The organism is Streptomyces sp. NPDC087270 (assembly GCF_044744625.1).
In the GTDB taxonomy this organism is placed as follows: Bacteria; Actinomycetota; Actinomycetes; order Streptomycetales; family Streptomycetaceae; genus Actinacidiphila.
This window is the reverse complement of record NZ_JBIUYR010000017.1, coordinates 112,001-132,688: the sequence shown is the minus strand read 5'-3', so window position 1 is coordinate 132,688 and position 20,688 is coordinate 112,001. Positions and strand designations below refer to the sequence as shown.

The 20,688-nt window shown below is 72.1% G+C and carries 18 protein-coding genes and 2 pseudogenes; 6 read left to right on the top strand and 14 right to left on the bottom strand.

The genetic code is table 11. From position 1 onward, the window contains the following. Window positions 1-100: 100 nt before the first annotated feature. Window positions 101-880 carry an aminoglycoside adenylyltransferase family protein gene (locus ACIPAE_RS29605; protein ID WP_402449266.1) on the bottom strand — a complete coding sequence of 260 codons (780 nt, stop codon included), beginning with the start codon at window positions 878-880 and terminating at the stop codon, window positions 101-103. A gap of 154 nt (window positions 881-1,034) precedes the next feature. Beyond that, window positions 1,035-1,769: an alpha/beta fold hydrolase gene (locus ACIPAE_RS29600; protein ID WP_402449264.1), complete on the bottom strand. Its 735-nt coding sequence runs from the start codon at window positions 1,767-1,769 to the stop codon at window positions 1,035-1,037. A 95-nt stretch (window positions 1,770-1,864) separates the two neighbouring features. Here ACIPAE_RS29600 and ACIPAE_RS29595 point away from each other — a divergent pair, with 95 nt between their 5' ends. After that, window positions 1,865-2,854, top strand: a complete 990-nt coding sequence (locus ACIPAE_RS29595) for a helix-turn-helix transcriptional regulator (protein WP_402449262.1) — start codon at window positions 1,865-1,867, stop codon at window positions 2,852-2,854. Window positions 2,855-2,856: 2 nt separating this feature from the next. Here the strand turns inward: ACIPAE_RS29595 and ACIPAE_RS29590 are convergent, their stop codons facing one another. From ACIPAE_RS29590 to ACIPAE_RS29560, 7 genes are all read right to left on the bottom strand, one after another. Then, entirely contained in the window at window positions 2,857-3,459 is a 603-nt protein-coding gene (locus ACIPAE_RS29590) for a hypothetical protein (protein WP_402449260.1), read from the bottom strand. Window positions 3,460-3,471: 12 nt separating this feature from the next. Beyond that, a complete protein-coding gene (locus ACIPAE_RS29585) occupies window positions 3,472-4,494 on the bottom strand; it encodes a LacI family DNA-binding transcriptional regulator (protein WP_402449258.1) in 1,023 nt (340 codons plus the stop codon). A 39-nt stretch (window positions 4,495-4,533) separates the two neighbouring features. After that, window positions 4,534-6,810, bottom strand: coding sequence for an alpha-xylosidase (gene yicI, locus ACIPAE_RS29580; RefSeq protein ID WP_402449256.1), 2,277 nt, complete (start codon window positions 6,808-6,810; stop codon window positions 4,534-4,536). A gap of 170 nt (window positions 6,811-6,980) precedes the next feature. Then, window positions 6,981-7,745, bottom strand: coding sequence for a carbohydrate ABC transporter permease (locus tag ACIPAE_RS29575; protein ID WP_329374520.1), 765 nt, complete (start codon window positions 7,743-7,745; stop codon window positions 6,981-6,983). Window positions 7,746-7,798: 53 nt separating this feature from the next. After that, complete coding sequence (locus ACIPAE_RS29570) at window positions 7,799-8,701, bottom strand: sugar ABC transporter permease (RefSeq protein WP_366412935.1); 903 nt, start codon at window positions 8,699-8,701, stop codon at window positions 7,799-7,801. Continuing rightward, on the bottom strand, window positions 8,698-9,990 hold the full coding sequence (locus tag ACIPAE_RS29565) for an extracellular solute-binding protein (protein ID WP_402449252.1): 1,293 nt from the start codon (window positions 9,988-9,990) through the stop codon (window positions 8,698-8,700). Before ACIPAE_RS29565 ends, ACIPAE_RS29570 begins: the two co-directional genes overlap by 4 nt. A gap of 216 nt (window positions 9,991-10,206) precedes the next feature. Beyond that, on the bottom strand, window positions 10,207-11,277 hold the full coding sequence (locus ACIPAE_RS29560) for an Lrp/AsnC family transcriptional regulator (RefSeq protein ID WP_402449251.1): 1,071 nt from the start codon (window positions 11,275-11,277) through the stop codon (window positions 10,207-10,209). A gap of 326 nt (window positions 11,278-11,603) precedes the next feature. Between ACIPAE_RS29560 and ACIPAE_RS29555 the strand changes: the two genes are divergently transcribed. Next, window positions 11,604-12,518 (top strand): alpha/beta hydrolase, encoded by a 915-nt coding sequence (locus ACIPAE_RS29555; protein ID WP_402449249.1) that lies wholly within the window; start codon window positions 11,604-11,606, stop codon window positions 12,516-12,518. Between the two features lie 312 nt (window positions 12,519-12,830). Here ACIPAE_RS29555 and ACIPAE_RS29550 read toward each other — a convergent pair whose 3' ends face one another. Beyond that, entirely contained in the window at window positions 12,831-13,178 is a 348-nt protein-coding gene (locus tag ACIPAE_RS29550) for a hypothetical protein (protein ID WP_402449247.1), read from the bottom strand. 138 nt (window positions 13,179-13,316) lie between these two features. Here ACIPAE_RS29550 and ACIPAE_RS29545 point away from each other — a divergent pair, with 138 nt between their 5' ends. Beyond that, a complete protein-coding gene (locus ACIPAE_RS29545) occupies window positions 13,317-14,264 on the top strand; it encodes a cobalamin-binding protein (RefSeq protein WP_402449245.1) in 948 nt (315 codons plus the stop codon). 326 nt (window positions 14,265-14,590) lie between these two features. On the opposite strand, the pseudogene ACIPAE_RS29540 reads toward ACIPAE_RS29545, so the two are convergent. After that, a pseudogene (locus ACIPAE_RS29540) lies at window positions 14,591-14,992 on the bottom strand (transposase); the annotation flags it as partial. Between the two features lie 17 nt (window positions 14,993-15,009). Continuing rightward, a complete protein-coding gene (locus ACIPAE_RS29535; RefSeq protein ID WP_402449243.1) occupies window positions 15,010-15,615 on the bottom strand; it encodes a TetR/AcrR family transcriptional regulator in 606 nt (201 codons plus the stop codon). A gap of 93 nt (window positions 15,616-15,708) precedes the next feature. On the opposite strand from ACIPAE_RS29535, the gene ACIPAE_RS29530 reads away from it, so the two are divergent. Continuing rightward, the gene (locus ACIPAE_RS29530; protein ID WP_402449240.1) at window positions 15,709-16,911 is read left to right on the top strand and encodes an MFS transporter; all 1,203 of its coding nucleotides are present in this window, start codon (window positions 15,709-15,711) and stop codon (window positions 16,909-16,911) included. A 112-nt stretch (window positions 16,912-17,023) separates the two neighbouring features. Here the strand turns inward: ACIPAE_RS29530 and ACIPAE_RS29525 are convergent. Further along, window positions 17,024-17,410 (bottom strand): annotated as a pseudogene (locus ACIPAE_RS29525) (IS630 family transposase); the annotation flags it as partial. A 125-nt stretch (window positions 17,411-17,535) separates the two neighbouring features. Further along, on the bottom strand, window positions 17,536-17,955 hold the full coding sequence (locus ACIPAE_RS29520; protein ID WP_402449413.1) for a winged helix-turn-helix transcriptional regulator: 420 nt from the start codon (window positions 17,953-17,955) through the stop codon (window positions 17,536-17,538). Window positions 17,956-18,053: 98 nt separating this feature from the next. Here ACIPAE_RS29520 and ACIPAE_RS29515 point away from each other — a divergent pair, with 98 nt between their 5' ends. Further along, window positions 18,054-18,431: a VOC family protein gene (locus ACIPAE_RS29515; protein WP_329372467.1), complete on the top strand. Its 378-nt coding sequence runs from the start codon at window positions 18,054-18,056 to the stop codon at window positions 18,429-18,431. 199 nt (window positions 18,432-18,630) lie between these two features. Continuing rightward, the gene (locus ACIPAE_RS29510) at window positions 18,631-20,589 is read left to right on the top strand and encodes a Xaa-Pro dipeptidyl-peptidase (protein WP_402449411.1); all 1,959 of its coding nucleotides are present in this window, start codon (window positions 18,631-18,633) and stop codon (window positions 20,587-20,589) included. Window positions 20,590-20,688: the final 99 nt, after the last annotated feature.

Below are 20,688 nucleotides of genomic sequence, written 5' to 3'. Positions count from 1 at the left end.
AGCCGGCGGCGGGGACCTGGCCGGGTTCTGACGTGCGGAAAACGGCGCCGAGGTCGGGATTCCGGCCCCCGGGTGCGCGCTCTCCCGTCCGCTAGGTCCGCTAGGTCCGCTGGATGCGCGGGGCCCTGGTACGCAACCGGTCGATCTCGCCGCGCACATGGTCCACGTGCGGCCGGGCCCGCGCCCGCAGCGTCGGGCTCCACCGCTCCTCGGCGTATGTGCGGTCGAGGTAGAGCTGCCGGGCGTGTTCGAGGACGGGGCGGTGTTCGGGCGGGAGGCGCGCCAGCGCCCAGTCGGCGGCGGCGTCCTTCGACCTGATCTCGCCGGTGCCGAGCGTGGTCCAGATACGGGCGAAGGTCAGCAGCACGTTGCGGGTGTCGGCCGCCAAGTCCTCGATCAGGCCGGGGATGCCGGCCACGCTCGCCCGGACCAGGTCGGCGTGCGGGACCGGGTCGAGGACCCGCGCGGGGTGCGGACCGGTGAGGGCGCGGCCGCCGGCGAGGGCCATGCTGATCAGCGGCGCGAGATCGGGCATCGGCTCCGGGCGGGGCACCTGCCCGGCCAGGTACGCGGCGCGCAGCCACTCGCCGTACTGGAAGTCGCAGGTCGGCGCGGGGCGCCACGGGGTGACCTCGGAGTGGACGACCACGGTGAGTTCGACCGGGCGGGCGCCGTTCGGGGACCCGGAGATCCCGAGCAGGCCGTCGAGCAGCGCCCGCCGCTCCGGGTCGGACATCCGCCGCCGGGAGACGACCAGCACGTCCACGTCGCCGGCCGGGCGGAGACCGCCGAGGGTGGTGGAACCGTGCGGGTAGCTGCCGACGACGGCCGGGCCCAGCACGTGCCCGACCAGCGCCACGATCTCCTTCGTCTGGTCCACTCCACCAGTCTCCCCGCTGACCCGGCCCGATCACACAGGATCAACGGTCTGCCGGTGGATCTCCGCCGGCCGTCACCGGCTCCAGGCGTCCAGCGGGCGGAGCACGTGCTGCGTCGGCGTCGGACGCGCCGCGGGCTCGCGGGCCCGCGGCGCGTCAGGAGACGGCTGTGTGGAGGACCTCGGCGAGTTCGGTGGCGGCGGACAGCATGGGCCAGTGCCCGGTGGAAATGTCGACTCGTCGCCACGGCGGCTGGTCGAGGAACGCCAGCATCGGCACCCCGGCTTCCAGCAGCGTCCTGAAGTCGTCGCAGGCGACCAGGACACGATCCACCGCGGGGCCGACGGCGACGGGACCGGTGAGCCGCTGCTCGTAGGTGCCGAACGGCTGGGGAACCGCCTGCGCGCGCATGAGGTGGCGCTGCTCCTCGCCGAGTCCCTCCAGGCTGCCGAACGAGCCGAGGGCCTCGAAGCGCGGCAGCGGCAGTCGCCACCCCTCCCCGTGGTCGGCGACCTCTTTGCCCAACTGCTCGGCCACCTGCGGCGGCACGAGGTCCAGCATGCGCATGCCCTCGGCGAGCGGGGCGCTGTCGAGGTGGACCAGACGCTCCAGCCGCGATCCCAGGCGCCCGGCGGCCCCGGTGACGGGCGCAGCGGCGTAACTGTGCGCCACCAGGGTGACATCGTGCAGGTCGTGCTGGTCGACGGCCGCGACGATGTCGTCGATGTGGGTGTCCAGGTTCGTCTCCGGAGTCGCCTCGCCGACGCGTTCGCCGAGTCCCGTCAGCGTCACCGGCAGCACCGTGTGGCCCCGCTCGCGCAGCGCGCGGGTGGTGCCCTCCCAGGCCCAGGCGCCCAGCCAGGCGCCGGGGACGAGTACGAAGGTAGCCATGGGTCTTCTCCCGTTCGAGGTGGTGGAATCCGTGGTGGTGGACGGAGCGTAGGGTCGATGCAGGACAGTTCCCGCCCTGCTTTTGCGAGTGATCCATGTCTCACCCTCTGACGCGTGTGCTCGCCCTGCTCGAACTCCTCCAGACCCACCCGGGACTCACCGGCCCCCAACTCGCGGACCGGCTGGGCACCGACGTCCGCACCGTGCGCCGATATGCGGCGCACCTGCGGGAGTTGGGCATCCCGGTGGAGTCCGATCGCGGCCGTTACGGTGGCTACCGGCTGGCTCGCGGCTACCGGATGCCGCCCCTGGTGCTCACCAATGACGAGGCCCTCGCGGTCGTCCTGGGCCTGCTCGCGGGAGAACGGCTGGGCATGAGCGGCACCGCCGGCGCCGGCGCCGGCGCTCTGGCCAAGATCGAGCGGGTACTGCCGCAGACGGTGCGGGAACCGCTCGCCGCCATGCGCGACGCCCTGTCGTTCACCGCCGGCACCGTCACCGCGCAACTCCCCGCGACCGGAGTCCTGCTGACCCTGGCTCAGGCGTCCCGCTCCCGCCACGGCGTCGCCCTGCGCTACCGGTCCTGGCGCCAGGAACACAGCGAACGCGTCCTCGACCCCTACGGCGTGGTCTTCCACGACGCGCGCTGGTACGTCATCGGCCATGACCACCTCCGCGGCGCCCTGCGCACCTTCCGGATCGACCGGATCGCCTCCGTCGCACCCCGAGACGCGACCTTCACCCTGCCCGCGGGCTTCGACCCGGTCGCCCACCTCACCGCCACCCTTGCGCAGGCGCCCTACCGCTGGCAGGTCGAAGTCCTCGTCGACGGCCCCCTCGGTGAGCTCGCGCGGCGGCTGCCGAACGGCACCGCCACTCTCACGCCCCGGCCCGACGGTGTCCTGATGCGGGCCCGGGCGGACCGCCTCGACGGCATGGCCCGGCTCCTCGCCTCCCTGGAATGGCCCTTCACCGTCCACAGTCCGGACGAACTACGCCAATCCCTCCGGGACCTGGCACGTCAGCTCACCGCGGCCGCCGACCGGCCGCCGGAGTTCCCGTCGCACCGCTGCGGCGCCTTGTGACCTCAGAGGCTCGGGAGCCGTGCCATCCAGGCGTCGAAGAGATCCACGTCGTAGTGGGCGCGCCGCACCAGCGGGTGGGTCCGCTCCGGCCAGTGCCGGATCACGCGCCCGGGGTCGGTGGCCTCCAGCGCGGCGTACCACTCCGCGAGGGGGCCGGCCAGCCGGAGATGCGACTCGAAGTGGCGACGGCGCCGGGTGGTGTCGCCGGCCCGGCGCTCCCGCAGCGCGGCCTCGGAGGGCACGACACACGCGACGAGGTCGGCGGCGCCGAGGCGGCGCCGGGTGATCGCCTCCCGCGTCAGGCGCAGTTGGCGTGCGAACGCGTCCGCCGCCGAGCTCTGTCCGGCGCGCGCCAGGGTCCAGGCGTAGTGCAGCTTCAACGGGTCCGTGTCGCACACGGCGAGACCGTGCGCGGCCTGCGTGCGCAGCGCGCGGGCCCAGCGTGCCTCGTTCCGCCGGACCCAGAAGGCGCTCTGCTCCTCAAGGCTCGCCGTCGCGTCCGGCGTGACGTGGCCTGGGTGCTCGCCGACCACCAGCGCCGGCCGGAACGCGCCGGCGTGGGTGCTCTTGCCCGCGGCGCTCGGCCCTTCGACGACGGTGATCACCCCGGCACCGTCTCACAGGGTCGCGGTCGCGGCCGGGGGTGGGGCCGTGGTGGCGCGGGGGATGAGGTGGGTGGGGAGGATGGTGGTCTCGGGGACTTCGTGGCCCTGGAGTTTGGACATCAGGAGGTCGACCGCGCGGGCGCCGACCTGGGCGGTGGGGATGGAGACGGACGTGATCGGGGTCGCGGCCGGTTCGGCGATCTCGTCGGGGCAGATCGCCGCGACCGAGATGTCCTGCGGGATGCGCAGCCCGAGTGCGGTGAGCGCGTCGATGAGCGGGTGCACGATCGGTTCGTTGTGGACCACGACGCCGGTGAGATCGGGCTGTTCCCGCACCAGCCGCTCGGCGAGGGTGCGGGCCGCGACCGGGGTGTCGACACAGGGGTGGATGGAGGAGAGCAGGCCGTGCCGGTCGGCGGCCGCCGTGAACCCGGTGGCCACCCGCCGCGCGAACCCGGTCTCGCGGACGTAGACCTCGGGGTGCGAGCCGATCAGCGCGACCCGGCGGTGCCCGAGCGCCGCCAGATGGTCGACGCAGGCCTCGGCGGCCTGCTGGAAGTCCAGGTCGACGCAGGTCAGACCGGTCGGGTCGGCCGGGTAACCGATCAGCACCGACGGCTGGTCCAAGGTGCGCAGCAGCGGCAGCCGGCGGTCGTTCAACTCCACGTCCATGATGACGAAGGCGTCCGCCATGGCGCTTCCGGAGACCCGGACCAGCCCCTCCTCACCCTCGCTCTGGGTGAGGAGGAGCACGTCGTGGTCGTAGTCCCGCGCCGCGGTGACCACCGACGTCGCGAACTGCATGACCACCGGCAGGTGCATGCCCTTGCGCAGCGGCAGCACGAGCGCGAGCACCCGGGCCCGGCTGCTGGCCAGTGAACGGGCGCCGGCGTGCGGCCGGTAGCCCAACTCGCGGATGCTCTGCTCGATCCGCAGCCGCGTCTCCTGGGAGATCGGGCGCTTGCCGCTGAGCGCGTAGCTGACGGTGCTCGGCGAGACGCCCGCGTGCGCCGCGACGTCAGTGATCTTGACCATGGCACTCCCTCGGCCGGCGGCCCACCCTGCGGGCTTCCATCAGAAGCCGGACAGATCGATGGTGACAGTACCCGTTCCGGCCGCGGCCCGGACCGAGGGCCCACCCACCACCTCCACGCCCCACGGCAGCGACGCGTCGGTGGTCTCGGCCCGCAGCGCGTCCCCGTCCCGGACGACGGTGACCTCGACCGCGGCGCCGCCGTCCGGGCGCGGCACGCGCACCGTCCTGCGCTCGCCGTCGGCCGGCCGGAACACCCGCAGCGTCATGTCGTCGGCCCAGACCCGGTCCGGACGGTCGCCGGCCGCGGCGACCGGGACGACGGCGCCGGGGCGCACCAGCAGCGGGACGCTGAGGTAGCCGTGCGTCTCGTGCACCCAGCGCGGCCCGGTGACCTGCTCGCCGGTGCTGAAATGCGTCCAGGTGCCGTCGGGCACGTAGTACGACACCTCGCCGGTGGGGGAGAGCACCGGCGCCACCAGCAGGTCGCCGCCCAGCATGTACTGCCGCTCCAGGTGGGTGCACCCGGGGTCGTCGGGGAACTCCAGCACCATCGCGCGCATCACCGGGACGCCGTCGACGTGCGCCTGGTGGGCGGCCTGGTAGAGGTACGGCATCAGGCGGTGCTTGAGCCGGGTGAAGGCGCGCAGCACGTCGACCGCCTCCTCGTCGAACAGCCACGGCGCCCGGTAGGAGGACGAGCCGTGCAGGCGGCTGTGCGAGGAGAGCATGCCGAAGGCGATCCAGCGCTTGAACAGCCCCGGGTCCGGCCGCCCTTCGAAGCCGCCGATGTCGTGGCTCCAGAAGCCGAAGCCGGACAGGCCCAGCGAGAGCCCGCCGCGCAGCGACTCGGCCATGGACACCCAGGTCGACTCGCAGTCGCCGCCCCAGTGCACCGGGAACTGCTGGCTGCCGGCCGACGCCGAGCGGGCGAACACCACGGCCTCCGCGTCGCCGCGGTGCTCGCGCAGCACGTCGAAGACGGTCCGGTTGTACAGGAACGCGTAGTAGTTGTGCATGCGTTCGGGGTCGGAGCCGTCGAAGTAGGCGACGTCGGTGGGGACCCGCTCGCCGAAGTCCGTCTTGAAGCAGTCCACGCCCATCGCCAGCAGCGCCTCCAGCTTGCCGGCGTACCAGGCGCGCGCGTCGGGGTTGGTGAAGTCCACCAGCGCCATGCCGGGTTGCCACAGGTCCCACTGCCAGACGCTGCCGTCGGGCCGCTTGAGCAGGTAGCCGCCCGCCTTGCCCTCGGCGAACAGCGGGGAGCGCTGGGCGATGTAGGGGTTGATCCACAGCGAGATCCGAAGCCCGCGCTCCTTCAGCCGGCGCAGCATTCCCTCCGGGTCGGGGAAGACCCGCGGGTCCCAGACGAAGTCGCACCAGTTGAACTCGCGCATCCAGAAGCAGTCGAAGTGGAAGACCGACAGCGGCAGTTCGCGTTCCGCCATGCCCTCGACGAAGCCGGTGACGGTCTGCTCGTCGTAGGAGGTGGTGAAGGAGGTGGTGAGCCACAGGCCGAAGGACCAGGCCGGCGGGAGCGCCGGACGGCCGGTCAGGGCGGTGTACTTGCGCAGGATCTCCTTGGGGGTGGGGCCGTGGATGACGTAGTACTGGAGCTGCTGGCCCTCGATGCTGAAGCCGACCCGGGAGACCTGCTCCGAGGCGACCTCGAAGGAGACCCGGCCCGGGTCGTCGACGAAGACGCCGTAGCCGGCGTCGGTGAGGTAGAACGGGATGTTCTTGTAGGACTGCTCGCTGCTGGTGCCGCCGTCGGCGTTCCACATGTCGACGCTCTGGCCGTTCTTGACCAGCGGCCCGAACCGCTCGCCGAGTCCGTAGACGCTGGTGCCGACGTCGAGCCGGAGCTGCTCGCGGACGTAGTGGTGGCCGTCGGCGGTCTCCATGAAGCCCATGGACTTCCGGCCGCTGCCGGTCAGGGTGCGGCCGCCGGCGAGAAAGTCCATCGTCCACTCCTCGCCCCGGCCGAAGCGCACGCTCAACGCGCCCGAGGTGAGGGTGGCTTCGCTGTCGGAGACGGCGGCGACGGGCTCGTGGTCGGCGCCGGCGACCGTGAACCGCGGGCTCCTGGGGTGCCCGCCGTCGAAGTGCGTGACGCGGACGCCGATCACGTCCGGCATCGGCGCGGTGCAGTCGACGGTGACGAGCGGGCCCTTGAGCAGGTCGCCGCGGTGCCGGACGGGCTGGGTGGGCGCGTGGACGGTCAACGTGCCCTCGCCGGCGGTGGCGTCGAGCACCTGGGCCGGGTAGGCGGCCGTGACCCCCTCGCGCAGCAGCCAGTATCCGTCGGTGAACTTCATCGTCAGGGCCTCTCCTGGTAGGGCCACCCGCACGCGGGCAGGGTGGGGCGGGGCAGGCTGGGGTGATACGGCGAAGGTGGTGGGTGTGGCGGGGTGGGGTGGCGGGGTGGCGCGGCGGACGTGGCGGTGCGGAGGGCGGGGGCCGCGGGCGGTGCCGGCGGCCCCTCGCCTCACTTGACCGCGCCCACGGCGATGCCGCGGGTCAGCGTCCGCTGGAAGACCAGGAAGAAGGCGATGGCGGGCAGCGCGCCGAGCAGGCCGGCCGCGTTCGTCATCGTCGCGTCCATCAACCGCTGCCCCTGGAGCACCCCGAGGGCGACCGACACCGTCTGGTTGTCGTTCGACGGCAGCAGCACCAGCGGCAGCAGGAACTCGTTCCAGGTCCAGATGAAGAAGAACACCATCAGGACGCCGAGCGTGGACCGGCTGACCGGTACCACGATCCGCCACAGCACCTGCCAGCTGTTGGCGCCGTCGATCCGGGCCGCCTCGATGATCTCCCGGGGGAACGCGCCCAGCACCGACGACAGCAGGTAGGTGCCGAACGCCGACTGGATGACGCTGAAGACGATGACCAGGCTCAACCGGGTGTCGTACAGGCCGAGTTGCTTGGACAGGTAGTAGAGCGGATAGACCAGGGCCTCCTGCGGCAGGACGTTCGCCAGCACGAAGAAGGCGAGTATCCAGGCGCGGCCCCTGATCCGGCCGATGCCGATCGCGTAGGCGTTGAGGACCGACAGCAGGACGCCCGCCAGGGCCACCGACCCTGAGATCAGCGTGGAGTTGAGGAGCACCCGGCCGAAGTCCACCCGGGTCCAGAAGCTCTTCAGGCCGTCCAGGTAGATCCCGTGCGGCAAGGAGAGCGGGCCGTGGGCGGAGTAGTCGCCGGGCGACTTCAGCGCGTTGTCCAGCACGATCAGCAGGGGCAGCACCATGAAGACGGCGCCCAGGGCGATCGCTGTCAGCGCGGGGAAGCGCTTCACCGTGTTCACCGTGCGTCCTCCGCCCGGGTCTGGAAGCTCAGACCGACCACCGTCAGCGCGAGGATGAGCACGGTCATGACGGTCGCGATCGCCGATCCGTATCCCACCTGGGTCTTCTCGAAGAAGGTCGCGAAAGAGAAGTACGACGGGACGTCCGTGGCGTCGGCGGGCCCGCCCTTGGTCAGGACGTAGACCGCGCCGAAGACCTTGAGCGCCGCGATGGTGCACCAGAGCATCACCACGTAGATCTCCGGGCGCAGTTGGGGCAGCGTGACATGCCAGAACCGCTGCCACCAGGAGGTGCCGTCGAGTTCGGCGGCCTCGTGCAGCGCCGGGTCGACGCGTTGCAGGCCCGACATGAAGATGACCACGGGGAAGCCCAGTTGGACCCAGACCATGACCGCCATCACGCTGTACAGCGCGAAGTGCGGGTCACCCAGCCAGTCCTGCCGCAGCCCGCCCAGGCCCACCGCCTTGAGCAGCTCGTTGAGCGAGCCGTTCTCGGGGGCGAGTATCCAGCTCCAGACGATGCCCGCCACCGTGATCGGCAGCACCTGGGGCAGGTAGAAGCAGGCCCGCAGGACGGCGGCGAGCTTCGACCCGAAGTGCTTGGCGACGAAGTCGAACAGGGCGGCGGCCACCACCAGCCCGATGACGGTGGGGACGACCGCCATCGCCACCACCATGGCGAGGCTGTGCTGGAAGGACTGCCAGAACTGCGAATCCTTCATCAGCTGCCGGTAGTTGGCCAGCCCCGCCCAGCTCGGCGAGCCCACCCCCTGCCAGTTCGTGAAGCTGTAGTAGACGTTCAGCGCGAACGGGTAGACGATGACCGCGAGAAAGGCGACGGCCCCGGGTATCAGGTAGAGCGGGTAGGTGCTCGCCGGCTGGTGGCGTCGGGCGGTCATGACTTCGGCGCACCCGCGTCGTACGCCTTCTGCAACTCGTCCAGTACCTGGTCCGGCTTCGCGCTGCCGGTGAGGAGTTTCTGGACGGCGGAGACGAGGTCGTCGTAGAAGCCGGGCACCGGCCAGTCGGGGTAGAAGGCGAGGCCGTCGGCGGCGGAGATCTTGTTGAAGTTCTCGATCAGCGTCTTCGAGGCCGGGTCGGTGATGGCCGTGGGAGAGGCCGCCACCGGAATGCCGCCGTTGTTTCCGAGGGTGTTCTGGATGCCCTGCTTCATGGTGATGTTGATGAAGTCGTAGGCGAGTTGCTTGTTCTTGGCCTTCTTGGGAACGACCCAGAGATTGCCGCCGGAGCCGAGGGTCAGTTTCGATCCGGGCCACAGGAACGAGCCCCAGGCGAACTTGTTCTCGGTCTTGAACCGCCCGTACCACCAGCTGCCCGAGAAGAAGATCGGGTACTTGCCGCTGATGAAGGAGACGCCGGCGTCCTCGGCCTTGGCGCCGCTGGCGGTCTTGGCGAGGTAGCCCTTGGCGACCCAGTCCGCGAAGGTGTTCGCCGCGTAGGTCCAGGCCGCGTCGTGGAAGTCCACCTTGCCCTGGTAGAGCTGGTAGGCGTTCACCCAGGCGCGGTCGGCCTTGGTCAGCGCCAGCTGGTAGAGGTACTGCTGGGCGGGGTACTCGGCGCCCGCGTCGGCGAGCGGGGTGATGCCCTTGGCCTTGAAGGCGGCCAGCGCGGCGGTGAACTCCTCGGGCGTGGTGGGGACCTTGACGCCGTTCTTGGCGAAGAGGTCCTTGTTGTAATACACCATCGTGTACTCGCCGAAGTTCGGGACGCCGTACCAGTCGCCCGACCCCATCACGCCCTGCGTGTTGTACCTGCTGGTGGTGGTCACGCTCGGGCTGAGCAGCTTGTCCCAGCCGTACTTGGTGACTTCGGGGGTCAGGTCGGTGAGCAGTCCCTGCTTGGCCAGCAGCCCGGCGGTGGAGTTGCCCTTGTTGTACTCCATCACGTCCGGTGCGTCATCGGAGTTGAGGACCATCGAGGCGGTCTTCTGGATCTGCTCGAAGCCCTTTGCCTCGAACTCCACCTTGACGCCCGGGTGGGTCTTCTTGAATTCGGCGATCGCCTGGTTCCAGGCGATGCCCATCGCGCTGTCGGGGCCTTCGTAGTGCCAGAGCTTGAGGGTCTTGCCGTCGCCTGTCGAGCCGCCCGAACTCCCGCACGAAGCGAGGAGCAGGGCGCTTGCCAAGGCCATCGCGGTCACGACTGTTCGGCTGCGCGCCTTCGACATTGAAGGGACCTCCACGGGGGTCGGAAGGGTGGCGAACGCTGCGTCGAATCGCTTCGACGAACCGCGTCGAAGCGATTCGACGGTGAAACGTAGAGGGGTGCCAGGTATATGTCAATGGCGTTGACAAATCGGGTGGGTGGGGGTGGGGCCGGGGTCGCTTCGGGGCGGCGAAGGCGCGGTGGGGGCGTCTCGGAGCGGCGTACGCGCGGGCGCGGCCTACCTCTGGCGGGCCGGGCGGGCTTGTCGTGCCTCCCGGGCCGCCCGCACGGGTGGGGCCGGCCGAACCGGCTGCGGCAGCGCGGGAGTCCGCTTGGCGGCGCGGCTGACGACGGCCGTCTCGACATGGGTGATGCCCAGGCCGACCAGGTCCCGGGAGAGGAAGCCGTACAGGGCCGTCAGATCCGGAAAGTACGCGGCCGCGTGCAGGTTCGAGGGGCCCGAGGTCGCGAACGCGCCGTGCACCGCGGGGTGATCGGCCAGCGCCTGCCCCGCGGCGGCCAGGTGGTCCGGCGCCACGTGCAGCAGCAGCTTGGCCTCGATGGGCAGCCCGAGGCGGCGCGGATCGACCAGCACCTGGGTGACCAGCCGGCCCTGGTCGGCCAGCCTGGCCAGGCGGCGGCGCACGGTGCTCTCCGGATGACCGGTGCGCTCGGCCAGCGCCGCCGAGGACAGCCGCGCGTCGGGAGTGAGAGCGTCGATCAGAGCCTGCTCCACCGCGTCGGTGTCGACACCGTACGGGCCGGGGGAGCCGTCGGCGGCCGACCCGGGTCCCGGGCCGGCCGGGCTCAGCGCCGCGCGTTCCGCCGCGGTCAGCACCTGGTGCCGCCACTCGGAGGTGAGCCGGAAGACGTGCAGGATCGTGGCGCTCTCCAGGGACGTCACCGCCTGGGTGGAGGGCAGTTGGCGGAAGACCAGCGGGTCGCGCGACCCCGGCTCGGTCCGGGCGACGGCGAAGATCTCGTCACCCGAGGTGGTGATGTCGATGAACGGGATGTCCTCGCGCGCGGCGAGCGCGGCCACGATCGTGTCGAGCTTCCCCCGCAGCACCCGGATGCGCAGGAACAGGGCGCCGGCCGAGCCTCCGTTGCGCGGTCGCGCGACCGGTGAGACCACGACACGCAGCGTGCCGTCGGCGCCGAGCGCGTGCAGGCGGCGGCGCACGGTGGCGGGGTTGAGCCCCAGCACCTGGGCCGCCCGCTCCGCGGTCAGACGGCCGTCGCACTGCAGCGCGGCCACCAGCCGCTGGTCGATGAGGCTCAGTGCGGAATCCGCCGTTGCGCGCGCCATGCGAGCAAGTTTCGCCCATTCCACCGCCTCGCGCTGCCCGTTTCGGGGACGGCGGCCCAAGCATGGAGGACATCCACCCCGCATCGTCCCGAAGGCGCCTCGCCGCTCGTGGACCCGAGCCATGGAAGGAGCGCACGATGATCCTCGACCCGCGCAACTGGTTCCCCGTCCTGACCGGCTGACCGCCGGTACCCCGGGCCGTCACCGCGGTGGCGACCCGGTGCGGGGGCCTGCGGCCACGACGACGCCGCGGGCCCCGCACCCCAGCGCACCCGCAGCGCACCCACATCGCACCCGCGTACGACGCAATCACCACGGAGGTCCACGTGCCCGTGATCAGGCAACGGGAGAAAGTACGTTTCGCCAGCGGCGACACCTCATGCGCCGGCTGGCACTATCCGGGGGCCAACGGCGGCTGCGTGATCATGGCCGGCGGGACCTCGGTCACCAAGGAACCGGCCTCGGACCAGTTCGCCGCGCGGTTCAACGAGGCCGGGTTCGCCGTCCTGGCCTTCGACCACCGGCGGTTCGGGGAGAGCGGCGGCACACCGCGCCAGATCGTCGATTTCGACGAGCAGGTCGCCGACTGGCACGCCGCGATCGACTGCGCGACCGACCTGCCCGACGTCGACCCGGACCGGATCTCGGCCTGGGGCTTCTCGCTCGCGGGCGGCCACCTCTTCCGCGTCGCGGCCGACAACCCGGGACTGGCCTGCGCCATCTCCCAGACCCCGCTGGTCGACGGCCGCGCGGTCGCACCCCACGCGCTGCGCTGCATGACGCCCCTCGCGGCGCTGCGGCTCTTCGGCCGGGGCGTCGCGGACGCGCTCGGCGGCGCCTTCGGGCGCCCGCCGCTGCTGGTCCCGACCGCCGGTCCGCGCGGCGCCGTCGCCTCGCTCACCACGCCCGACGCCATGGACGGCGACCTGGCCCTGGACCCCGACGGCCGGCACACCGGCTGGGAGCAGACCGTTGCCGCCCGGATCGCCCTGCGGATCGGCGGCTACCGGCCCGGCCGCCACGCCTCCCGGATACGCTGCCCGCTGCTGGTCGTCGTCTGCGACCAGGACCAGAGCGTGCTCGCCGACCCCGCGGTCCGCGCGGCCGGGAACGCGCCGGCCGCCGAGGTGGTCCACCTGCCCGGCAGCCACTACGCCCCGTTCCTCGCCGCGCACGAAGAGGCCGTCGAGGCGCAACTCGCGTTCCTGCGGAAGCACGTGGGTCCCCGTGAAGCCGTCTGAGCCGGACCGTTCGTGGCGCGTTCGCGCGTCGTCGTTTCTGGGGTGTGTCCGGCTGCCACGGGGGTGTGGCCGGGGGCGGTGGAGGCGGCTGTCGGTGCCGGGCGGGTGGCGCGGGTGCGGTGGTCCGGGTGGGGGCCGGACCGTTCGTGGCGCGTTCGCGCGTCGTCGTTTCCGGGGTGTGTCCGGCCGTCACGGGGGTGTGGCCGGGGCATGGCGGAGGCGGCAGCAGATACCGGGCGGGTGCGGGGGTGCCGTGGGCCCCGCCGTCCGGGCGTCGCGGCAACGGCCTTGCGGGCAGGCCGGGTCGGTGCGTTACCGGGGTGCGGGGTGGCGACGGCGGCGGGTGTGTTCGAGCAGCAGGACGTTGGCGAGGGCCGCGCCGACCAGGAGGGCGACGTTGAGCGTGGCGCTGCCGGCGCTGAGCCAGGCGGCGTCGCTGCCGTCGGGGCGGGCGGCCGGCGCCAGGAGGCCGCCGACGCCCTTGAGGACGGCGTACCCGCCGTAGACGAGCACGAGCGCCGGCACTCCGAACGGCAGCGTCAAGGCGACCGCCAGCAGGTAGAAGAGGGCCTCGCCGTGGACGGCGCCGAGCACCGCGAGGGCGCCCACGGCCGCCACGTACAGCCCCTCCACGGACCGAAGCCCCCGTCGTGCGGCCATCGTTGGCCTCCCCCTCCGCCGTCGGACCCGGGTCCGCCGATGCCCCGTCCCCAGTGTGCGCCCGCGGTGGGCGTTCCGTCGCCGGTTCGGGCTCCAGGCGCGGCCCGCGCGCCGTACGGGGCGGTCTACCGTTCGGGTATGCGCATCGTCTCCCTGCTTCCCGCCGCGACCGACATCGTCGTCGAACTCGGCCTCGGCGGCGACCTCGTCGGGCGCACCCACGAGTGCGACTGGCCGCCGGACGTGGTCGGTCCGGTGCCGGTGGTGACGTCCGCCGAGTTCGACGCCGACGCGCTGAGCAGCCGGGAGATCTCCGAGGCGGTCGGGGGAGCGGCGCACCGGGGTTCCTCCCTGTACACCCTGGACGCCGGCCTGCTCGCGGACCTCGCGCCCGACGTGGTGCTCACCCAGGACCTCTGCCAGGTCTGCGCGGTCTCCTACGAGGCGGTCGCCGACTCGGTACGCGTACTGGACGGCGACGGGCCCCGCGTCATCAGCCTGGAGCCGCGGACCCTGCCCGACGTGCTCGCCTGCGTGCGGCGGGTCGGCGACGTCCTGGGCGTACCGGAGACCGCCGCGCGCCGGGTGGCCGAGGCGTACCGGCGGCTGGACGCCGTACGGGACCGGACCTCGGGTCGGCCCCGGCCCCGCGTGGCCGCGATCGAATGGCTCGACCCGCTGTGGCCGGCCGGGCACTGGGTGCCCGAACAGATCCGCCGCGCCGGCGGCGAACCCCTGCTGGTCCACCCGGGCGAGCACACCGCCGCCATGGACTGGGCCGCGCTGTGCGACGCGGCCCCGGAGGTGATCGTGCTGATGCCCTGCGGCTTCCCGCCCGAACGCACCTTCACGGAAGCGGACGTGCTGACCGGACACCCCGCGTGGGCGGACCTGCCGGCGGTCCGCGACGGCCGGGTCTGGGTCCTCGACGGCCCCGCCCACTTCAACCGCCCGGGCCCGCGGGTGGTGCGCGGCGCCGAGATCCTGGCGTACGTCCTGCACGGCATCGAGCCGGACGAGCCGGTGACGGACCGGGAGGCCCGCAGGCTCCTCCCCGCGGCCCCCCGGACTCCCGCCGGCCCGTGACACGTGTGCGCCGCAACTCGCGTGCCGGCGTGAGCCGTTGACGGGTTCCGTCGACCCGCCGCGTGGACCGGGGGCGTCGGGCTGCCCCGGTGGGCGCCCACTCCCGGCGGCGCGGGACCGTCGACCCGACCGGCCGCGGGACCCGCTAGTGGTGTGACCGCGTAGGTTCACCGGCTTGGCTAGGAGCCTGTCTCAGTAACCGGCGAGCAGCCAGGCGGTCGTGATTGGCGGGATGAGTCGTCCGCCGCTCGCGGGGCTGTCGGTGTCGGAGGTGTCGTTCGCGGGTTCGGGAATCGGTGCCGGGGGTCGCCGGTTGCGGGCGGTCCGGCGAGCGCCACGGCCAGTCCGGCGGCTCCGGTGTGGCGGAAGATCTTGCGGAGGTTGTGGCAGGCGGCCGGCAGGCGCCACTCGCCGCGGGCGCCGTCCTCGCCGCGCAGGAGGAGTCGGCGGCCGTTGTGGCAGGTCATGATCTGGCCGAAGACGGGTTCGACGATGGTCTCGCGTCGGCTGTATGCGGCCCGGCCGGGCTTGGTCCGCAGTTCGCGGGCCATGCGCTCCTTCAAGGTCGCGTCCTTGGGGACGCGTCCGCGGGGTGCGGGCGGGACCCGCTCGTCGTGGGACAGGCAGCCGGTGGCCATGAACGTGTCAGTGGGGGAGTTCAGTCGGCGTTCCTTTGCGGCTTCGAGGTTCGTCTCGGAGCAGTAGCCGGTGTCGACGAGGGCCTGCTTGGCACGTCCCGGTGCCGTCAGGCAGGTTCCGCAGGCGTGGGCCCCAGGGCGCGGATCGCGAGATCGATCGCGGTGGTCAGACGCTCGATGTCGTGGCCGGCGCGTTCCCGCACCCGCAGGCCGAGCACCGTGGTGAACAGCAGCTCCACGGCGCCGTCGATGTCGAGACCGGCGGACAGTTCGCCACGGTCACGGCCCTCGGCCAGCACGGACCGCAGGGCCTGCCGGGTGACCTCGAAGGCGGCCTCGGTCCGCCGGCGGACCTTTTCGTCGGTGGTGCCGAGCTCGGTGGCGGTGTTGACCACGAAACACCCGCGGCCGGACTTGCCGTCGGCCGGGCAGGTGACCAGCCACAGCATCCATTCCCGCAGCACCTGCCGAACGGGACGGTCCGCCGTGTCCAGCCGCTGCTGGGCCTCCGCCGAGTCGGTGGCCCGGTAGTGGTCGAGCGCGCGCAGGAACAGCGTGTGCTTGTCCGTGAACGTCCGGTACAGGCTGCTGGGCGTGAGCTTCAGCTCGTCGCCCAGGTCGCGCACCGAGGTGGCGTGGTAACCGCGTCGCCAGAACAGCTCGGTCGCCGACCTGACCGCGTTCTTCTCGTCGAACTGTCGGGGGCGTGCCATGTGTTCACCTTACCCAACTTGTGGAGCGGTCGCTCCCATACTAGCGTCTGCCGTATGGGAGCGATCGCTCCCGAATCTTTGCAGGAGGCTCCGTTGACGACCGCAGAACAGACCCCCGCCCCGACACAGGAACCAGAGGTCCCGGAGAAAAGTCGCTGGACGGCGGTCTCCGCGGTGGCTCTGGGCACCTTCCTGCTGGTGACCGCCGAGCAACTGCCAATCGGCCTGCTGACCTCCGTGGGGTCCGCACTGTCGGTCTCCGAGGGGACGGCCGGGCTCATGGTGACAGTGCCCAGCATCGTCGCCGCGTTCGCGGCACCACTGGTTCCGATGCTCGTCGGGTCGATGGACCGGCGCATCCTGCTGCTCGGCCTGATGGCCCTGATGACCGTCTCCAACCTGGCCTCCGCCCTGGCACCGAACTTCGCCGTCCTGGTGGGCTCCCGAGTGCTGGTCGGTATCGCGATCGGCGGCTTCTGGGCCGTCGCCAGCGGCCTGGCCGTCCGGCTCGTCGCCCCCGCGGACGCGCCGCGAGCCACCGCGGTCATCTTCGGCGGCGTCGGAGCCGCGAACGTGTTCGGTGTCCCGCTCGGCACCCTGGTCGGTGACCTCACCGGCTGGCGCACCGCCTTCTCCTCACTGAGCGCCCTGGCGCTCGTCACCCTGATCGTCCTGCTGGCGGTGCTGCCGGGGCTGGCCGCATCCCAGGCCATCCGGCCGAAGCTGCTGATGGAGCAGTTCCGCAACCCGGGCGTGCGCGTCGGCATCATCGCGACCGTGCTCATCGTGTTCGGGCACTTCGCCGCCTACACGTTCGTGAGCCCGGCGCTCCAGAAGCTGTCGGGGATCGACGAGCGCTACGTCGGTCCGCTGCTGTTCGGGTTCGGTGCGGCCGGCATGATCGGCAACTTCGTCGCCGGCGCGGCGCTCTCCCGCCGGGTGCACCGGAGCGTGCTGATCATCTCCATGGCCCTCGCGGTCGCGATGCCGCTCTTCCTGCTGCTGGGCCGGACCGCGGCCGGCGGCGCCATCCTGCTGATCGTCTGGGGTCTGTCCTACGGCGGTGTGTCCGTGGGCCTCCAGACCTGGATGATCAAGTCCGCCCCGCAGGCCGTGGAAGCGGCCTCCTCGCTGTGGGTGGCGGTGTTCAACCTGTCCATCGGCATCGGCGCACTGGTCGGCGGCGTCATCGTCGACACGCTCACCCTCCAGGGCGTGCTGTGGCTCGGCGGCGCCTGCGCCCTGCTCGCCGCCCTGGCGATCTGGACCGCCCGCACCAACGACGCCCTGCGATGACCGAGCCCTCCTCAGGGCCCACCGGGGACGCGTAGCCACAACGGTGCCGACTGGCGCGCCGCCGTTACACCGGCGGCGCCCCACTCGGCACCGCATTGTTTCGGGCTCCGGGCGTGTCGTCGCCTATCGAGTGGCAGCCGCGGAAGTAGCGGACGCCGTGGGTGCGGTGGTAGGTCGCGGGGTGCCGCTCGGGGCGACCGGCCCGGGCCCAGCATGAGCCGCCGGCGGGACGGATGCCAAGCGGGCCGGACTCGTCCAACGCGAACGCCCGGTCCGGGAAGCGGTCCAGGACGTGTTCGATGCGGTCGAGCTTGGCATCGCGCTCGGGGTCAGGGGACTTCTTCCATGTCTTGGTCCGCTGGAAGGTGACGCCGCGGCGGACGAGCCGGCACCGTAAGGCCTCGCGGCCGATCCGGATCACGCGGCCGTGGACTCTTTGCAGGTAGGCGGCGAGTCTGCGGATCGACCAGCGGGTGAAGGGCTGGCCGAGCTTGGTCGGCGGCGCACGATCTGCGGCAGCATCTGCCCCTCCTGGTCGGTCGCCGAGCCGGGCGGGCCGCACCGTGGGCGCGGTCGTGCGGTCGTGCGGTCGTGCGGGTGTGCGGGTGTGCTGTCGTGCCGGGCCTACCGGCCGGATGCCGCGCCGGCCTGCTCCCGGCGCGCGCGGTCGAAGCGTTCCCGGGACTCCTCGATGTGCTCCAGATGCAGCCGGGTCCACGCGCACATGCCGTAGACGGTCGCGCGCAGCGCGTGGCCCGCGTCCGTGAGCGCGTACTCCACGCGGGGCGGCACGGTCGGGTGGACGGTGCGCTCGACGAGCCCGTCGCGTTCGAGGCCGCGCAGCGTCTGCGTGAGCATCTTGTGGCTGATGCCCTCGACCTCGCCGCGGAGTTGGGTGAAGCGCAGGGTGCGCTCGCCGAGGATGGTGACCACCAGCAGCGTCCACTTGTTCGCGATGCCCGAGAAGATCTCCCGCGCGAGGGAGTGGGCGCGCGTCACATCGGCGTCCGCGTCCCGTGAAACCCGGCCGGCCTCCTCGGTCACCACCAGGTGCCTCTCTTTCGAAAAAGTGCGTTCTTCCCTCTGAACTGCTCACTCTCCTACGGTGCCCAGGTATGCACAAGTGACCGTGAGGACCCGTCATGACCATTCTCAAGACCTACGCCCGCCTGTGGACCGATGCGCTCGACCCGTCGCTGCCCCTGCTGCGCGAACTGACCGGTGCCGAGCCCGATCTCCGTTTCGCCTTCGACTCCGTCGAACTCGCGGCGATCGGCGACTTCCTCGTCATCGCGGGACCACCCGCGGAGCGGGCCCGCTACGCCCACGCCGGCGCCACCGTGATCGTCGACGACCTCGACGCCCTGACGGCGGTACTCGCGGCCGCCGGCGCCGAGATCACCACGCCGGAGAGCACCAGCGCCACCGGCCGGTTCCTGTACGCGCGCCACCGCGGCGGCGCGGAGGTCGAGTACGTGGAGTGGGTGCCGGAGTTGGTGGAGCGCATCGTCCGGGCGTAGCCGGGCGGTCGCCGGCGTGGGGCGGTCGGTCGGCGTGCAGCGGTCGGCCGGCGTGGAGCGGTCGGTCGTCGCCGCCGGACGCGCCCGCGGGTGTCTGGTAATCGCCCCGCTGTCTCGAAAGAGGGGGTGTTGTCATGGCGGTGTCAGGATGTAACGTCCCGGGGTGCTGTCACTGACGCGGAGACCCCGCACCCACTCGATGTCCGTCGTGGCGGTGGTCCTCACCGCCCTGATGTTCGTCCTCCTCGGCCCGGTCGCCGCGCACGCCGGTGCCGGCCCGCGGGACACCGGCAGTCAACCGGTCGACTCCTACGCCAACGCCATCCGGCAGTCCGTCTGGGTCGACACCGGCCTCGACGGCGACCGCGACGGCAAGACCGACCGGGTGGCGGCGGACATCATCCGGCCCTCGGAACCCGCGGCGGCGGGCCGGCAGGTGCCGGTGATCATGGACGCCAGCCCGTACTACTCCTGCTGCGGCCGCGGCAACGAGAGCCAGGTCAAGACGTACGACCAGAGCGGCAACCCGGTGGGCTTCCCGCTCTACTACGACAACTACTTCGTACCGCGCGGCTACGCGGTCGTCCTCGTCGACCTCGCGGGCACCGACCGCTCCGACGGCTGCGTCGACGTCGGCGGCGCCTCCGACATCACCTCGGCCAAAGCCGTCATCGACTGGCTGAACGGCAGAGCCACCGCGTACACCACACGCACCGGAAGCACGACCGCGCAGGCGGGCTGGTCCAACGGGTCGGTCGGCATGATAGGCAAGAGCTGGGACGGCACCGTCGCCAACGGCGTCGCCGCGACGGGGGTCGAGGGCCTGAAGACCATCGTCGACATCAGCGGCATCAGCTCCTGGTACGACTACTACTTCGCGCAGGGCGCGGCCCTCTACGACGGCGGCCCCGACGAACTCGCCTCCGAGGTCGAGAGCTCCGGCGCGCAGTCGCACTGCTCCGCCGAGGAACAGGCGCTGCGTGACGGCGCACCGCGCAACGGCGACTGGACCAGCGCCTGGCAGGACCGCGACTACTACGCCAACGCGTCCAAGGTGAAGGCCAGCGTCTTCGTCGCGCAGGGCATGCAGGACCTCAACGTGCGCACCAAGAACTTCGGCCAGTGGTGGAACGCGCTCGCCGCGAACGGGGTGCAGCGCAAGATCTGGCTGTCGCAGACCGGCCACGTGGACCCGTTCGACTACCGGCGGTCCGACTGGGTCGACACCCTGCACCAGTGGTTCGACCACTACCTGATGGGCGTCGACAACGGCGTGCAGAGCCAGCCGATGGCCGACATCGAGCGCACCCCCGACCACTGGAGCACCGACCCGGTCTGGCCCGCGCCGGGCACCGCCGCGACCCAGGTCGGCCTGAAGGCGAGCGGCACCAACGGCCTCGGCTCGCTGAGCGCCGGGGCCCCGCCGGCGAGCGGCACCGAGCGCTACACCGACAACCCCGCGCAGGACGAGGACGACTGGGCGGCGCAGGCGGACCAGGCGACCGCGAGCAAGGTGTCGTTCACCACCGGCACTCTCGCCAGTGACCTGCGGCTGTCGGGCGGCGGCACGGTGACCCTCACCGCGACCCCGACCACCACCAGCGCCCACCTGTCGGCGGTCCTGGTCGACCTCGGTCCGGCGACCATCCGCAACTACGAGGACGGCGCCGAGGGCATCACCACGCTCAACACCCGGTCCTGCTGGGGCGACAGCACGTCGGGCGACAGTGCCTGCTACCTCGACACCGCGGCGGACACCGAGAACGTCCAGCAGACCGTCTTCAGCCGCGGCTGGGCCGACCTCGGGCACTACGACCCGTCGCTGCACGGCGTGTCGCTCACCCCGGGCAAGCCCTACACCATCACCATCCAACTCGCCTCCACCGACCACGTGGTGCCCGCCGGACACCGGCTCGCCCTGATCGTCGCCGGCACCGACAACGGCCTGATCGTCGCCCCCAGCACGAAGCCGACGATCAGCGTCGACCTCTCCCGGTCCAGCGCCGACCTGCCGCTGGTCGGCGGGCTGCCGGCCCTCGCGCACGCCCTGCGCGGCGGCTCCGGCCACCACCACCCCACGGCGACCACACCGGCCGCCACCCCGTCCCGCGGCCCGGCGGCCGCGCTGCCCACCTCCCAGGCGGCCCGCCTCCGCTGACCCCCCCACCCGCCACCACGGGGGCCCGACCGGCACACCCCGGTCGGGCCCCCGCTCTGCGTCAAGCCGTCCGCGCACCCCACGAGTTCGACGTCCCCG